11 protein-coding genes, 2 tRNA genes and 2 pseudogenes are annotated in these 15,042 nt (G+C 38.4%); 9 read left to right on the forward strand and 6 right to left on the reverse strand.

What is annotated here, in order from left to right; translation table 11 throughout:
• The first annotated feature begins 5 nt into the window (after window positions 1–5).
• Both hslV and ACOALF_RS03575 read left to right on the forward strand, forming a co-directional pair.
• Window positions 6–576: pseudogene (gene hslV / locus ACOALF_RS03570) on the forward strand (ATP-dependent protease subunit HslV).
• Between the two features lie 12 nt (window positions 577–588).
• Window positions 589–1,203 carry a 16S rRNA (guanine(527)-N(7))-methyltransferase RsmG gene (locus tag ACOALF_RS03575; protein ID WP_419241138.1) on the forward strand — a complete coding sequence of 205 codons (615 nt, stop codon included), beginning with the start codon at window positions 589–591 and terminating at the stop codon, window positions 1,201–1,203.
• Between the two features lie 34 nt (window positions 1,204–1,237).
• On the opposite strand, the gene ACOALF_RS03580 is transcribed toward ACOALF_RS03575, so the two are convergent.
• Both ACOALF_RS03580 and ACOALF_RS03585 read right to left on the reverse strand, forming a co-directional pair.
• Complete coding sequence (locus ACOALF_RS03580; protein ID WP_419241139.1) at window positions 1,238–2,650, reverse strand: sodium:solute symporter family protein; 1,413 nt, start codon at window positions 2,648–2,650, stop codon at window positions 1,238–1,240.
• A gap of 117 nt (window positions 2,651–2,767) precedes the next feature.
• A complete protein-coding gene (locus ACOALF_RS03585) occupies window positions 2,768–3,904 on the reverse strand; it encodes a hypothetical protein (protein WP_419241140.1) in 1,137 nt (378 codons plus the stop codon).
• Window positions 3,905–4,253: 349 nt separating this feature from the next.
• On the opposite strand from ACOALF_RS03585, the gene hisS reads away from it, so the two are divergent.
• From hisS to ACOALF_RS03620, 7 genes are all read left to right on the forward strand, one after another.
• The gene (hisS, locus tag ACOALF_RS03590) at window positions 4,254–5,621 is read left to right on the forward strand and encodes a histidine--tRNA ligase (RefSeq protein WP_419241141.1); all 1,368 of its coding nucleotides are present in this window, start codon (window positions 4,254–4,256) and stop codon (window positions 5,619–5,621) included.
• 2 nt (window positions 5,622–5,623) lie between these two features.
• The gene (locus ACOALF_RS03595) at window positions 5,624–6,460 is read left to right on the forward strand and encodes a metal ABC transporter permease (protein ID WP_419241142.1); all 837 of its coding nucleotides are present in this window, start codon (window positions 5,624–5,626) and stop codon (window positions 6,458–6,460) included.
• 144 nt (window positions 6,461–6,604) lie between these two features.
• On the forward strand, window positions 6,605–6,949 hold the full coding sequence (locus tag ACOALF_RS03600) for a DUF3127 domain-containing protein (RefSeq protein ID WP_419241143.1): 345 nt from the start codon (window positions 6,605–6,607) through the stop codon (window positions 6,947–6,949).
• Between the two features lie 318 nt (window positions 6,950–7,267).
• Entirely contained in the window at window positions 7,268–7,906 is a 639-nt protein-coding gene (locus ACOALF_RS03605; protein ID WP_419241144.1) for a peroxiredoxin, read from the forward strand.
• Between the two features lie 101 nt (window positions 7,907–8,007).
• Entirely contained in the window at window positions 8,008–9,507 is a 1,500-nt protein-coding gene (locus ACOALF_RS03610; RefSeq protein WP_419241145.1) for an Npt1/Npt2 family nucleotide transporter, read from the forward strand.
• 175 nt (window positions 9,508–9,682) lie between these two features.
• Window positions 9,683–9,829, forward strand: coding sequence for an AAA family ATPase (locus ACOALF_RS03615; protein WP_419241146.1), 147 nt, complete (start codon window positions 9,683–9,685; stop codon window positions 9,827–9,829).
• Window positions 9,830–10,387: 558 nt separating this feature from the next.
• Window positions 10,388–11,533, forward strand: a complete 1,146-nt coding sequence (locus tag ACOALF_RS03620; RefSeq protein ID WP_419241147.1) for an ankyrin repeat domain-containing protein — start codon at window positions 10,388–10,390, stop codon at window positions 11,531–11,533.
• 65 nt (window positions 11,534–11,598) lie between these two features.
• Here ACOALF_RS03620 and ACOALF_RS03625 read toward each other — a convergent pair whose 3' ends face one another.
• From ACOALF_RS03625 to mutS, 4 genes and pseudogenes are all read right to left on the reverse strand, one after another.
• Window positions 11,599–11,949: a SemiSWEET family sugar transporter gene (locus tag ACOALF_RS03625; protein ID WP_419241148.1), complete on the reverse strand. Its 351-nt coding sequence runs from the start codon at window positions 11,947–11,949 to the stop codon at window positions 11,599–11,601.
• Window positions 11,910–11,992, reverse strand: a tRNA-Leu gene (locus ACOALF_RS03630). The genes ACOALF_RS03625 and ACOALF_RS03630 overlap by 40 nt, the downstream gene beginning before the upstream one ends.
• Window positions 11,993–12,100: 108 nt before the next feature.
• Window positions 12,101–12,173: transfer RNA gene (locus tag ACOALF_RS03635), tRNA-Gly, on the reverse strand.
• Window positions 12,174–12,245: 72 nt separating this feature from the next.
• Window positions 12,246–14,849, reverse strand: a pseudogene (gene mutS / locus ACOALF_RS03640) (DNA mismatch repair protein MutS).
• Window positions 14,850–15,042 lie beyond the last annotated feature (193 nt).

The following is a 15,042-nucleotide window of genomic DNA, read 5'->3' on the forward strand; positions in this document are numbered from 1 at the left end:
ATCATATGACCCAAGTTAAGTCCACCACTGTGTTGGCCATTATCCATAATGGCGCAGTAGTTATTGGTGCAGATGGCCAAGCTACATTTGGCCATATCGTTGCCAAGCATAACGTTAAAAAGGTAAGAAAGCTTTTTGGAGGCAAAATTTTAGCCGGTTTTGCCGGTTCTACAGCTGATGCTTTTACCCTATTAGAACGTTTTGAAGAAAAACTGCAAAGCTATCACGGCAATATGAAACGGTCCGCCATTGAACTGGCTAAGGATTGGCGTACAGATCGTATGCTGAAACGGTTAGAGGCAATGTTGGTAGTGGCCAACCCAGAGGCCCTATTAATGATTACCGGTACAGGTGATGTCTTAGAACCAGACTATCCCCTTAGCAGCTATTGGATCAGGCAGTATGTATGCACAATCTGCTGCCATGGCTTTGATGCAACATGCCCCTCATTTAACCGCTATGGAAATGGTTCGTGCAAGTTTGACCATAACCGCGGATATTTGTATCTATACCAACCACAATTTTGTTTTTGAAATGTTGCAAGATGAGGGTAGCCAAACAGTTGGATCTGATTAGTTTATATTTTGCATGAAGTCTATTGTATCCAACTACTTTCCTGAGCTTGCACCAGCCCAAATAGCGCTTTTTGACCGTCTAGGTGCGCTTTATACTGATTGGAATTCCGCCATCAACCTTATATCACGTAAAGATATCGAACATCTTTATCTCCACCACGTCTTGCATTCGTTAGCCATTGCTAAGGTCACTACTTTTGCAGCCCATACTAAGATTTTAGATTTTGGTACAGGAGGTGGCTTTCCTGGTATTCCTTTGGCAATTATCTTTCCAGAGGTCGACTTTCATTTAGTTGATGCTACTGCAAAAAAGATAAAAGCAGTACAAGTAATCGTAGATACCCTTGGATTGCGCAATATTAGAACCTCTTGGATAAGAGGGGAGCGCTTACAGGAACGTTATGATTTTATAGTAGGAAGAGGCGTTGCCAACTTGGCTTTGTTGTATAGTTGGGTAAAAGATAAAATAGCGAAGGAACAAAAAAATAGACTGTATAATGGTATCCTTTACCTAAAAGGCGCGCTATTTGAGACCTTGCCATTATCTATGGAACTATATCCGCTCCAGCGCTATTTTAGCGAAACTTTTTTTAAAGAAAAGTATTTGGTACATGCGTATAGTGTATAAGGTAAAATAAATCTTCCTTAATAATCTGATGCTTTTATCTCCTTGGACGCTGGCCATAAATATAGTGTGCAGTTAGCATCGATACAGCATTCGCTGCTATAGAAATAAAAGTACCACTCGTTGGTCCGACCATATGGCTAATCCATTTGTTCCAGACAAATAGCGTTAATAAACCTGTAGTCATACCCATCAAAGCAGTACGCGTGGTACTACGAAACCCTAAAACAGCTAAAATAAATGGCGCAACAACGATAACCGCATATATACAGGTAATGGAAAGAAGCATACTGGTTAAATGCGCAAAGAAATTTTTATAAAGCGCTAATAACATAGCGAGTATAGCTATCAATAAGATAGCGATACGTGCCAATAGAATCTGATCAGAACAAAATCTTTTTATACTGCGCATATTCCCCAATAGGTCATAACTAATCATAATCGCAGAGGTATGTAGCTTAGAATCAGCTGTGGACATGGCCATAGCTAACAAGCAAACACAAATCAGTCCCTTAAAATAGGGAGGGGTACTAGCTAGTACATAGTTCCAAATCTCTACACTAGGTAAATCTGGCATTTTTATAAAAACAAATAAACTAATTAATAATATACATGTAATAATAACACAGGAAAAAAAAGCAGCATATAGAAATACCTTTCTTGCTTGGGAAGGGCTAGAAGACATATAGACTATCTGCATAACAGAAGGTTCTATATTGGCTATCACTGATAGATAATACAGTATAGGTAATAGCTTGTTGTTGAAAGGAAAAAAAAGATTAGACATACTCAACTCAAATTTTTTTTGAGTTTGTAAAAACGAAATGATTTCAGCTGCTGGTTTACCTACGTTTTTAAACATCATCCATGTTAGTATAGGAATGATGCTGAAAAAAATTATAAACTGCCATACATCCGTAAATGTAATGGCATGAATACCACCCAGCATAGTATAGATGCAAAGAATGATAGTAGTAAGTATGGTAATGGTATGTATATCTGAGGCGATACAGATCCTTATGGCCTGGGAGATTACATTAATTTGTATGGCAAGAAAAACAATCAGATAAAAAATGCCCGTTAAGGCAGTAATCATTCTTGGATATTTTCCATATACACGCCCTATGGTTTCCGGCATGGAGAGATGATAGGTGAGTTTATGCATACGCCCTGCCAACCAACTAATGGTCAAGAAAATAAGACCATTGATAAAAAATTGCCAGATAATCCAGAAAAATCTATTAGAAGGGAATATACTTACATTTCGTATGAGAATCCCACCCCCATAATAAGAAGCCAATAGGGTAATCACTAAAGTAGCTGTAGAAAACTGCCTATTGCCTATAGCATATTCCCGAAAGATCGTATGTCTTCTAATCGTAAATACCCCTATGAGCAGGGTAAGCAGTAAGAATACCACAATTATAAGTAAAGGTGCTTCAAATGACATAAAAATCAAAAGGTTGTTTTGTTAAGGATTTTAATACTATATGAGAAGCTATATCCATAAGTTATTTTTCTTTATGTAAACTAAAATAGCTATAGATACAATATTTAAAATTATTATTTATCCACATTTTATACATTTTGTCTGGCATTCTTCAAAATAAGAGTCCATCCATTTTGATTTCCGTTTTTTTGGGTTATAAAGGGAGAGCGGATAGAACGAACAAAGCGAACAGGTTGCAGGGCCTTTTTCTTCTAGATGTATGGTCCCATGCTGTCTTTTAACGAATCGATCTGCCTCCTCTAGCAATGGGATGATAGGGGAATCTTCTTGCAATTTTGCTTTTGCTAATTCGAATGGCGTATGATCCTCTATATTTTTAGTATGTAATAGTGTGAATAATTCCTTTAGATGAAAAAATTTATCTTTTCCTTGATTAGCGTTTCTTGTATCAATATGTTTTTTATAAGCATCTAGTACTATTTCTAATGTATCATGCGCACTGTTGAAAGCCAATTCATGCAGGATGTTGTCTTTGGAGAAAGGATCCTGCGTAGTTGCATTGACTTTATTATTGAATAGTAAGTATTCCAATATTGCTTGATAATATGGACATTGATGACCTCCTTCTTCCATATCTTTAGCCATATTCTCCACTAGATAAAAGAGGATATTAGTAGCATTTTCACTAGATTCCCATGGTCTTTCCACAGTTAAAAACACACTACAGGTTTTCTTTTTAACATTATATGTTAGTAGTTTAAGAGCTTCTTCACAGTTATAGTATATGGCTGTAAGCAAAGCTAAAAATCTTGGCTCATAGTGTATATCTCTAGCAACAGTTTGTTTGAAATTAAGATTATTTTCTTTATCCGTATCAATGATATATTGTATAGCATGAAATGGGGAAAAAACTAAGAATTGTTTGCCATAGTATACCCCTACTAGCCACCCATTTATAATATGAAATGGTTCCCTACTTAGTGGTTTTGTATCATAACCTAGAGGTAGAAACCCTTCTAAAAGATTTTGCGCTGCAAACCTACGCATACAGCGCAACATAGGCGCATCAATAGAAAAACTATTACAACGTAGGCTAGGCTTTTTTTCAGTACAGATTAATACCTGGTTGTCAATGACTACCTGGTTATTAGCAATCGTAGTCAAAGGTTCCCATGCAAATCTATCACTAGAACAGTTGTAATAGAGATTAAAACCTTTTTGGGTAGCTATTGATTCATGGTTATAAAAGACCATTTCGTTCGTATGGTTGTAATGCTTCTTACTCTCATAATGCTTTTTAGCACTGCAAGCAACTGTCGAAAGAAAGAAATGTATATACAGCCCTGAGACCAGACTAAAGTGTCTCATATATATTTTGTTACACATTGGGATTGGGCTAAAAATGTTGAAAGCTAATAACTTTACCTGTATTTATACATAACATTAAGGAACTTTCCAAAAGTATAATGGGGTGCCTGTGCAGCTAAACTTTAGAATGGTTGATCATCTATTGTGAATTATCTTATGATCATGTAAATTAGCAGCTGATTAGGTTCGATTGCTTTAAGATGGAAACCTATTTTTCACCCATTAGCAAAAGTAGATGGCTCTATTACCCAGTCTTGTAAAAGGCATGCGCGACTACGCTACCCTTCAGGTTCAGCGGCGCAATTATATGCTTTCTATCATTCAGTCTATTTATGCACGCTATGGATTTACGCCACTCGAGACGCCTGCGCTGGAAAGCCGTGCTACCCTTACCGGAAAATATGGCCAAGAAGGAGAGCAGTTGATGTTTAATGTACTCAAATCTGGAAACTTCCTAGAAGGGATAGAAACAAGCGCTACAGATTACAAAAAATTAAAACCGCTGATCAGCGATAAAGGGCTTCGCTATGACTTAACGGTGCCTTTAATGCGTTATATTGCAACGCATCAACATCAATTGTGTTTCCCATTTAGACGCTATCAAATTCAACCCGTATGGCGTGCAGATAGACCGCAAAAAGGTCGATATAGAGAGTTTTTACAGTGTGATGCCGATATTATCGGGAGCAGCGCTTTATTGTGTGAAGCGGAAATTTTAAAATTAATCTATGATGTATGTACCAAGCTGTGCATAAAATATTTTTGCATTAAAATCAATCATAGAGGCGTATTATCCACTATTGTTGAGCCAGAAAAAGAAAAAATATTTTGTGCCATTGTAGATAAATCAGAAAAAATTGGTTGCGAAAAAGTGATCAGTGCATTACAAGCAGCAGGCTTTAGTAGCCAAACCATTGCATCCTTTTCCTTATTGCAAAAGTTTAAAGGGAGCAATGCTGAACGGTTGAGCCAACTACAAGCAACAATTGGCCATACAGATACAGGATCAAAAGCAGTAGCAGCATTGGGCAACATATTGACACAAGCGCATGCCCTTGGCTTGCCAGATGGTGCATGTTCTATTGATCCAACCTTAGCAAGGGGCTTAGCCTATTACACCGGCCTGGTTATGGAGTTAACCGTGGCAAATGCATCCATAGGCAGCTTAGGTGGGGGGGGGAGGTATGAACATCTCGGAGATACATTTGGCATAACTGGATTGGTTGGCGTAGGGTTTTCCTTTGGCATAGATAGGCTTTACGACCTTATGGAGGAGCAAAATCTCTTTCCATCCATTACGCATTACACAACAGAGGTATTGTTGACCAACACTGAAGAAAAAGCAGAAGCACAACTGCTTAAGTTATTGAATCAGTTGCGTCTAGATGGGTTTAAAGCAGAAATATATCCCCAACGGGTAAAAATGAAAAAACAATTAACTTATGCGCATAAAAAAAACATCCCTTTTGTGGTTATACTAGGAGAAGAAGAATACACTATGCATCACTACACGCTAAAAAATATGCAAACAGGGATACAAAATAGTTATAGTTGGCCTGAGCTCTTTGCCGCATTAGGGACAGCCTTAGCTGTAAAATCGTAGCTATGGATGCGCTTTGGACCATTATTGTTGCTGCACTTGCCAGTATAAATTGTGCTTTAGTAGGTACCTACTTGCTATTAAGGAAAATCGCCATGATGGGGGATGCCATTGCCCACTCCACACTACCAGGTATTGTATTGGCTCTGCTGATCACTGGATCTAAAAATTCACCTGTACTCATCGCTGGAGCTGGTATAACAGGTGTGCTCGTTACCTTTCTCATCGCATTTTTAGAAAAAAAAATAAGCATACAGGTAGATGCTGCTATAGGCATAAACTTTACATTTCTCTTTGCTTTAGGGGTTATTCTCATCTCTTTTTTCAGTAGAAAAATAGACTTAGATCCAGAATGCAGTTTATATGGCGAACTGGCAACCGTTACATTAGATGTTTGGCGAACGAATGGTGGTATAAACCTAGGACCCAAAGCATTTTATATTTTATCAACCGCTTTAGTGACCAACTTAACCTTTCTTATCATCGGTTATAAATATCTATTTGTAACTACCTTTGATCCACAATTCGCAGAAAGCATTGGGGTACGCACAACCCGTTGGCACTATGCCTTGATGGGGATAACCTCATTGACCACCGTTGCTGCATTTGAAGTAGCAGGCGCAATTTTAGTCGTCGCCCTTTTAATTGTTCCAGCTGCAGCTATGTATTTGGTTACAAAATCTCTTAAGCGTTTGTTATTTTACAATATACTCTTTGCTATATGCACGTCTATTAGCGGATATTATATCAGCTTCTGGTTGAATAGCTCTATGGCAGCCACAATGGTTACCATAACAGGGCTATTATTCTTAGTTGCTTTTGTATTTTCCAAAAATAATTAAGATAATCACAGGTAGATTGTATTCAAGATACAATCTGGATCATCTAGGCTTGAGCAACGTAGCCTTCTTTAGCGCACTAAATATAGCGTTTCGAAAGAGAAAGAGGTTGCGTATCATTTTTATTTCATTAAACCCATACATACTATGCATATAACTGGAAGATTATTTGAAATTAATCCACCACAGCAAGTGTCTGAATCATTTAAAAAAAGAAATTTCGTGGTAGAATATGTAGAGAATCCACAATATCCAGAATACATCTCTTTTGAGTTGATTCAGGACAAATGTGATTTGCTAGATGGCTTCACAGAAAAAGAAGAAATAACGGTTCATTTCAATCTACGTGGCAGAAAATGGACCAATCCAGAAGGTGTTGTGAAATACTTTAATGCTTTGCAAGCATGGCGTCTAGAAAAAGGTAATAAATCAAACGAATCATCTCCATCATCTCCATCTCCTGCTGATGTAGAAGACGATTTGCCGTTTTAAATAAAAAGATTTTATGCCATATTTTCAGAAGCCAACCTTCTGATCAACTTTAGGGACGAGCATTTCTAATGCCAACTTTTATACAAAGAACGTCTTATTGCATCATTGGGCGTTCCTTTTGGTAACAATCTCTTCCAGATAAATAGATCAGATAGGATAAGCTAATATTTTTTATTAGTTAAACCTATCATGCTATTATGAGATTTATTAAAAAAAAGTATAAATTTGCAGTGTAAGGGTTGGTCCCATCTAGGCTTCTATAAGCAATAAAGTTAGAAGCAGTAGTCGGCTTTCTATATTTTTTAATTTATATATACCGTGCATTTATTAGCAACAAAGGCCCCTATTTTCAAGGCGCCTGCTGTCATAGATGGTGGAAACATCATAACTGAGTTTTCACTAGAGCAGTTTTTAGGAAAAAAAGAAGTGCTTTTTTTCTTTTACCCGAAAGATTTCACTTTTGTCTGTCCTACTGAGTTATTGTCCTTCCAGTACCATTTACCCCAATTCATAAAGCGCAATGTAGCATTGGTTAGTTGCTCTACCGACACAGAAGAAACCCATGCTGCTTGGTTACATACACCCAACACAAAAGGAGGCATCGCTGGCGTAACCTATCCATTGGTTGCTGATACCAGTAAGGCGATTGCTTCCAACTATGGTGTTTTAGGAGGTAACTGGAGCTATAATGAGGATAATCAATTGATTTTCACAGGTGTTCCTGTAGCTTATCGTGGAACTTTTTTAATTGATAAAGAAGGTATCATACGTTATATGGCCATTAACGATTTGCCACTAGGTAGAAATATCAGTGAAATACTCCGTATTATTGATATGTGGCAACATGTCGTTCAATTTGGAGAAGTTTGTCCAGCAAACTGGGCAAAAGGCGATATGGCTATGCAAGCTACCCCTGAGAGCGTATCCAACTATCTAACCATAAATACAGAACTATGAAAAGAGCATAATCAACATTTTATAAAAACATTTCACAACACCATAAAGTATCTGATCAGTTTTGATTTTATACTTTATATTTTAACTAAATTAAAAACACAATGAGCACGAAAAAAGAATTTGGCAACGTACGTGGGGTCGTATTCCCCATTCATAAAAATGAGCTGCGTAAATTTTTGCCAATGGCCCTTATATTTATTCTCATATCTTTTTGTTATGCACTTACACGCTCCCTTAAGGATATGAATATCCTTAAGGAAATGAATGCTACAGCTATTTACTGGTTAAAAGCAGTAGCCATTACGCCTAGTATGATTTTCTTTACCATTCTTTATGGAAAGGTTAGTCGTTCTACAGGAAGGGATGGTAGGTTCAATGCAGTTATGATTTACTTCTTTGCCTTTTTTACCCTTTCACTGGTTTTCTTACTCCCCAAAAAAGAGTTATTGCAACTTAATGCACTCTCTCAGATGCTTGAAGAAAAGTTTCCAAGCCTTATAGGACTTTGGGGGGCCATTTGCCATTGGCCTATTTCCCTCTTTTATATCCATGCTGAAGCTTGGGGAACTTTTGCATTAAGTGTGGTGTTTTGGACCTTTGTAAATGAAATTACTGCTGTAAATCAGGCTAAAAGATTTTATAGCTTTTTAAGTATGTTTGCTGCCATTGGCAGCATTTTAGCTGGGTTCATTCTTAAGCTGGATAATGTGCGTACCAATTTCGATCAAGGTTTAAAGTTTGTGATTATAGCTATTATTTTGGTGCTAGTAGTGTATAACTACTTTACTTCAGATATAAAGGCGAACCCATCCTACTATCAGGTTGAGCAAAAACCTAAAAAGGTCAAGGTAAAAATGTCCTTTATGGATTCTATGAAGTTCTTAGCGCGTTCTAGGTACCTAATGTTGCTTTCTATATTGGTAGTTGGTTATGGGTTGGTGATTGCCCTTTTTGAAGCAGTGCAAAAGGCGCAGATACAGCAATATGTAAAAATTACTGGTGATAATACGATTTATGCAGGTATCTATTCAGATCAGCAAATTGCAGTAGGCGTTATGTCCATTTTAGTAACCATTTTCCTTGCCACACCTGTACTAAAAAAAGGATGGCGTTTTGCCGCATCTGCTACACCGGTTACGGCATTGGTAATGACGGTTTTGTTTTTTACCTTCCTTCGGTTTGGGGATGCTTTGGATGATTTTTTAAAGGGTTTTAATCTGACTGCTTTGCACCTCTCTGTTCAAGTAGGGCTTTACAATGTGGTTTTGATTAAGTCGGTTAAATATGTTCTTTTTGATCCAACCAAAGAAGCAGTCTATATTCCACTAGATGAAGAAACCAAGGTACGTGGAAAAGCAGCTGTAGATGGTGTAGGCTCTCGTTTGGGAAAGAGTTTAGCATCTGTATTGGTTACTACTATGTCTACCTTACTTGGTGGTGGTGATATCGCCAATATTCGCACCCCAATTGTGCTTATGATCATAGCTGTGATTATACTTTGGTTAATAGCTGTTCGCACTTTAGGAAAACTAAAAACAGCAGCTGAAGCTAAACATGAATCAGAACGCATAGGTGCTAGAACTGTTCAGGTCAGTAAGTAGAAGTATGATGCCTACCTCTTTTTACTGGTTTTGAGGTAGTGTTGCCATGTATCTGAATCGATATATCAAAGGGGCAGACATTTAAATTAAATGTCTGCCCCTTTTTACTATAGGCTTAGTAAGCCCTTAGTTTATTTTTCTTATTCTTTCATTGTACACCTTAAATCTTCTCATCATGAAAAAATTACCGATTGGGGTTAGTGACTTTCATAGGTTAGTATCTAACGATTACCTCTTTTGTGATAAGACAGCTATGATTGCTGATTTCCTAAAAAGTGGCGATGAGGTTACTTTAATTGCCCGCCCTCGTCAGATCAAATAAAATTGCAGTCGCATCATACCGAATTATTACAATACCCCCATGTACAGGAGGTAGTAGAAGTTGGTATTGCTTTTTCTGGAAAATTGGTTTTGGCTGCTTATGCTACCTATAATGCGTAAGCAGTATGGTGATGTTATGTTAACGAATAAATATAGTGAGCAAGAGGAATAGGAATACATGAATTAATATCCTGCATACATATTTTTACATCTGATTTGTAAGATTAAATTTTAACTGCTATAGATTTTATTGAGTTTATTAATTTATATGGATTTTTATGGCTTAATTTATTTGCTTTTTAGTGTCAGTTCATGCAATGGCGTCAAGGGGCAATAAGAGTGGTGCGGAATATAAGTTACAAGATATGGTGGCCGCTGATAAGGAATTTGGCACTTTCAGTAAAACTGAAGTTTTTAAATAAGTTTTCTTTTTTAAACTAATTTTATTAAGATAAAAAGCGTGCTAAATGCTTCTATGATTACCACTTGTAAAAAAATTACACCATTGAGCGTTAAGCAACTTTATTATAGCCAAAAGTATATTGAACATTAAAGCCATATGAAAACGATTATAAAAATTCAGCACCATAATTTCTGGCTAAAATGGATGATGGCTTTCTTTTTACTGTCTGTTTTTCAATTATGTAGGAGTCAAGATATCACTCAAATATTGAAAAGTAGTTCCCTCGAACAATTGCGTAAGGAGATCCATCGTAAAAAGATTGATAAGAAAGTTAATGGAATCGATTGGCTACATGCTGCAGTAAATTTGGGCGACCCTTATAGGGTAAAAGTAATTTTAGACGAAATCATTCGCCGTATTAGTCACCGTCAAAAAGGCTCACGCGCTATTTTTATCAATAATTTTCCAAATTCAGTTGATATTGTGAACGGAAAAACAGCTCTTGGGAAAGCTATAGACAGAAGCCGCCATAACACATACCAACCAAGTACAGCGTACCAAAAAATAGTTGAGCTTTTAATTGGTAATCCTTATATCGAGGTGAATAATATTGGGGCCTGTTTACCATCTATGATACCCACTTCCCTTCTATTGGCACTGTATAACAATGATTCAATAACTGCCAATATTTTGATGACCAAGTGCTATGATAAGGATCATTTAGATATTGAAACACCACATCCGCAATCAGGTGTTACCCCACTTCATTTAACCATTAAAAATAAATATATTGATTTAACCGACTTGTTATTTCAGCGATTTATTGGCAGAGTTTCAAAGGGAGGAACAACTAACTCTTTATATATAAAAGACGGTCAGGGAAAAACGCCACTTCATCTGGCCTTTGAAGTTGGTTTTCAGTATGCAGCAGAAAAATTAATTGAGCAAGTTGATCATTCTAGCAACCAGCTAGATAATTTATGTGCACAAGATCAAAATGGCAATACCCCACTGCATTTGGCGATCCAGTGTAATGTTCCTGTAAGGGTCGTCCAATTGTTAGTTGATAAGATTCAACAGTACTCTTTTCCTTATAAGTCCCTTTTTTTTAACTGTTTATCAATAAAAAACTCCAAGGAAAAAATCCCACTAGATTTGGCTGATAGCAACCGTAAGGATACCAGTAAAAATGTAAACGACTATGAAAATGTGAAGCAAGTATATAATTTATTGGCCCAGTATAGTTCATTGAATCAGCAACCAATCACATCACCGAGGCCGTTGCGTCCGATAAGGAGATAGTATAATTTTACTATTCTTCTAGTGTTATAGTGCATCTGCTCAAGTTATTGCAGCACAAATCCTTCTCAGCGTTTAGCTGAGTGGTATTTTTGCTTCAGCCCTACCATGATTAAAGATCCAATTGTGAGGAGCAGATTGGTGAGGAGCAAAGGTTTATCAGCAGTCATTGCTGCATAAAGGCTCCAGCTAACCGAAGAAACGGTTAGATTCAACAGCATCAACATAGAAACGTCATTAACAGATTTAGTCCTATATGACTGTATAATCTGCGGAAGAAGCGACATGACCGCTGTTGATGAACCTATGCATGCGACAACATCTAAAAACGAAACAGAAGAAAAATTCATCGATATAGCGCGGAAAAAGAGTGGATTTGTACCAGGAGCGGGGATCGAACCCGCATGGCCTAAGGCCACAAGATTTTAAGTCTTGCGTGTATACCAATTCCACCATCCTGGCAAGGCCACATGAGCTGTGGAGACAGCACACACAAAAACAAGCGCAATAAGCTAACCAACCGCTACCAAGATACAAATTACCCAATAGCGTACCTAAAGCGTTAGAAAGAGCGAGAAACGGGACTCGAACCCGCGACCCCGACCTTGGCAAGGTCGTGCTCTACCAACTGAGCTATTCTCGCTTAATGCGCTATACAATAGATCGAATTTACTTAAAGATTTTTTTTTTTCAAAATGGTTATGGACTTTTATCGCTAATTTTTAAAACTTTTAATCATATCCTTGAGCGCATTCAATTTTAAGAAAGCTTCTACTGGAGAAAGGCTATTGATATCAATAGCCTCTAAGAAGGCTTTGAGGGTATTCAGTTCTTTATCTGAACCAAAAAGTTTCAGTTGATAGGCTTATTTGGGTGCATGCACCACGTTTCCATGGATCTTGCCACCTACCCTTGATAGGTGCGTCAATACAGCTCTGGCCCTTTCCAAAATCGCAGCGGGCATACCCGCCATTTGGGCTACATGAATGCCAAAGCTATGCGCACTTCCTCCCGCCACTAGTTTATGTAAAAAAAGAATCTTCCGATCTATTTCTTGCACCGCTACATTAAAGTTTTTAACCCTAGGGAGTTCGCTTGCCAGTTCATTCAGCTCATGGTAATGGGTAGCAAAAAGCGTTTTAGGCCTATAGTTCGGATGATTATGCAAATATTCTACCAGTGCCCAAGCAATAGAAATGCCATCGTAGGTACTGGTACCGCGTCCTATTTCATCCATCAATACCAAGCTACGGTCACTAAGATTGTGCATAATACTAGCTGTTTCAACCATCTCCATCATAAAAGTAGACTCCCCTTGGGCTAAGTTATCTGAGGCGCCTACCCTTGTGAATATTTTATCTACGATGCCAATATGTGCCCAATCTGCTGGTACAAAAGAGCCCATTTGTGCCATTAAAACCGTTAAGGCAACCTGACGCAATAGGGCGGATTTACCCGCCATATTCGGCCCTGTAATGACGATAACTTGTTGTGTGGATGGGTCTAAATAAATGTCATTAGGCGTGTAGGTTTTATCTATGGGCAGCCGCTGCTCAATAACAGGATGGCGGCTTCCTTTAAGATGCAACAACGTGCCATCATCTATAATAGGCTTGGTATAATGATACTCAGCCGCCTGCTTCGCAAAAGAAAGATAGCCATCCAATTGTGCAATATGTTTGGCATTTTTTTGAATCTCTGGAATTGCTGCTGCTGCTGCTGCTACTAAGGCTTGATAAATTTGTTGCTCTAGCAGTTGTGCCGCTTCTCCTGCATGTAGGATCCGCTCCTCATAGGTTTTTAACGCTTCAGTGATATACCGTTCTGCACCAGCTAAGGTCTGTTTGCGCATCCAATCTGCAGGTACTTTATTTTTATGGGCATTGGGGACTTCAAGGTAATAGCCAAATACACGGTTATAAGAGATTTTTAAGGAAGGAATATGGGTACGCTCGCGCTCTTTTTGTTGCAGTTGAACCAAATAATCTTTTCCATCGTAAATGATTTTATTTAAATCATCCAACTCATCGTTCACATGCGGCCGAATCAGCCCCCCTTGATTGACTAGTATAGGGGGATCTTCCTGCAGGGTATGGTGAATGCTTTCCACCAACGCATGACAGCCATTCAGCTGTTCACTAAGCTTTTGTAATAAAGGGCATCCGCTCGCTTGCAGCGCCGTTTGCATCGGTTGAACTTGCTCTAATGCCCTTTTTAAAGCCACCATCTCCCGTGGATTCACCCTACCCACCGCTACTTTAGAAATAAGCCGCTCTAGATCACCTATTTGGTGCAAACAGCGTACCAATTGTTCTGCGCGTGCAGCATCTCCTACAAGATATTCTACTATAGCCAACCGCTCTTGAATAGGTGCCACTGATTTAAGCGGAAACAGCAACCATTTTTTAAGCAAGCGCGCCCCCATAGGGGTAACCGTTCTATCTAAGATCTCAATAAGCGTGGTTCCACCTTCCTGCTGCGGCACCATCAACTCTAAAGCTTTAACGGTAAATTGATCCAGCCAAACATAGTGATGCTCCTCTAGCCGGGCAATTGAACGAATGTGCTTGATATCTTTATGTTCCGTTTCCGATAAATAGTGTAAAATTACACCAGCTGCTATAATACCCGCAGCATAATCTGCGATGCCAAAACCTTTTAAAGAATGGGTTCCAAAATGATTGTTCAGCAAACCATAGGCATAATCAAACTGAAACACCCACTCTTCCAGCGCATAAGTATGCAACCCACCTTGCGCAAAACCATCCCATAAAGCCTGTTGTTTTTTATTAAAAACAACTTCAGATGGCGCCAAATGATGCAATACCTTTTGCATATAATCCGATGCCCCTTGCGTTACAAAAAATTCACCTGTAGAAAGATCTAAAAAAGCCATGCCCAGCACTCCTTTATCAAAAAAAATCGATGCGAGGTAATGATTGGCCCTTGTATCCAACACCGCTTCACTAAAAGAAAGACCCGGCGTAACCAATTCCGTAACCCCTCTTTGTACAATACCCTTGGCTTGTTTGGGATCTTCTAACTGATCACAAATCGCCACCCGATGGCCCGCCTTTACCAATTTGGGCAGATAAAGATCCAAGGCATGGTGGGGAAAACCAGCCAACTCCACACTAGCAGCCGATCCATTCGCCCGCTTGGTAAGCGCAATATCTAGCACCTTACTCGCCGTAACCGCATCTTCCAGAAAAGTTTCGTAAAAATCACCCACCCGAAAGAGCAATAATGCCCCAGGATATTTTTCTTTGATCGCGAAATACTGCCGCATTAAAGGCGTTGGCGCAACTGGTTTTGACATACGTGTATAATAATAATAGCATCCAAATATATCAGGCTTAAAATAGCAAATTTAACCCAGACAAAAAGGCCCTAAAGGTAAATTTACAACCCTAAAATTGTAGCATTATTGAGCTATAAACTGGTTTTTTTGGAATGGATTGCTTATATACTACAAGGGCAATACATATAAAAATCAATCAATTTTTAAAAAA

Source organism: Cardinium endosymbiont of Nabis limbatus, assembly GCF_965196625.1.
In the GTDB taxonomy this organism is placed as follows: domain Bacteria; phylum Bacteroidota; class Bacteroidia; order Cytophagales; family Amoebophilaceae; genus Cardinium.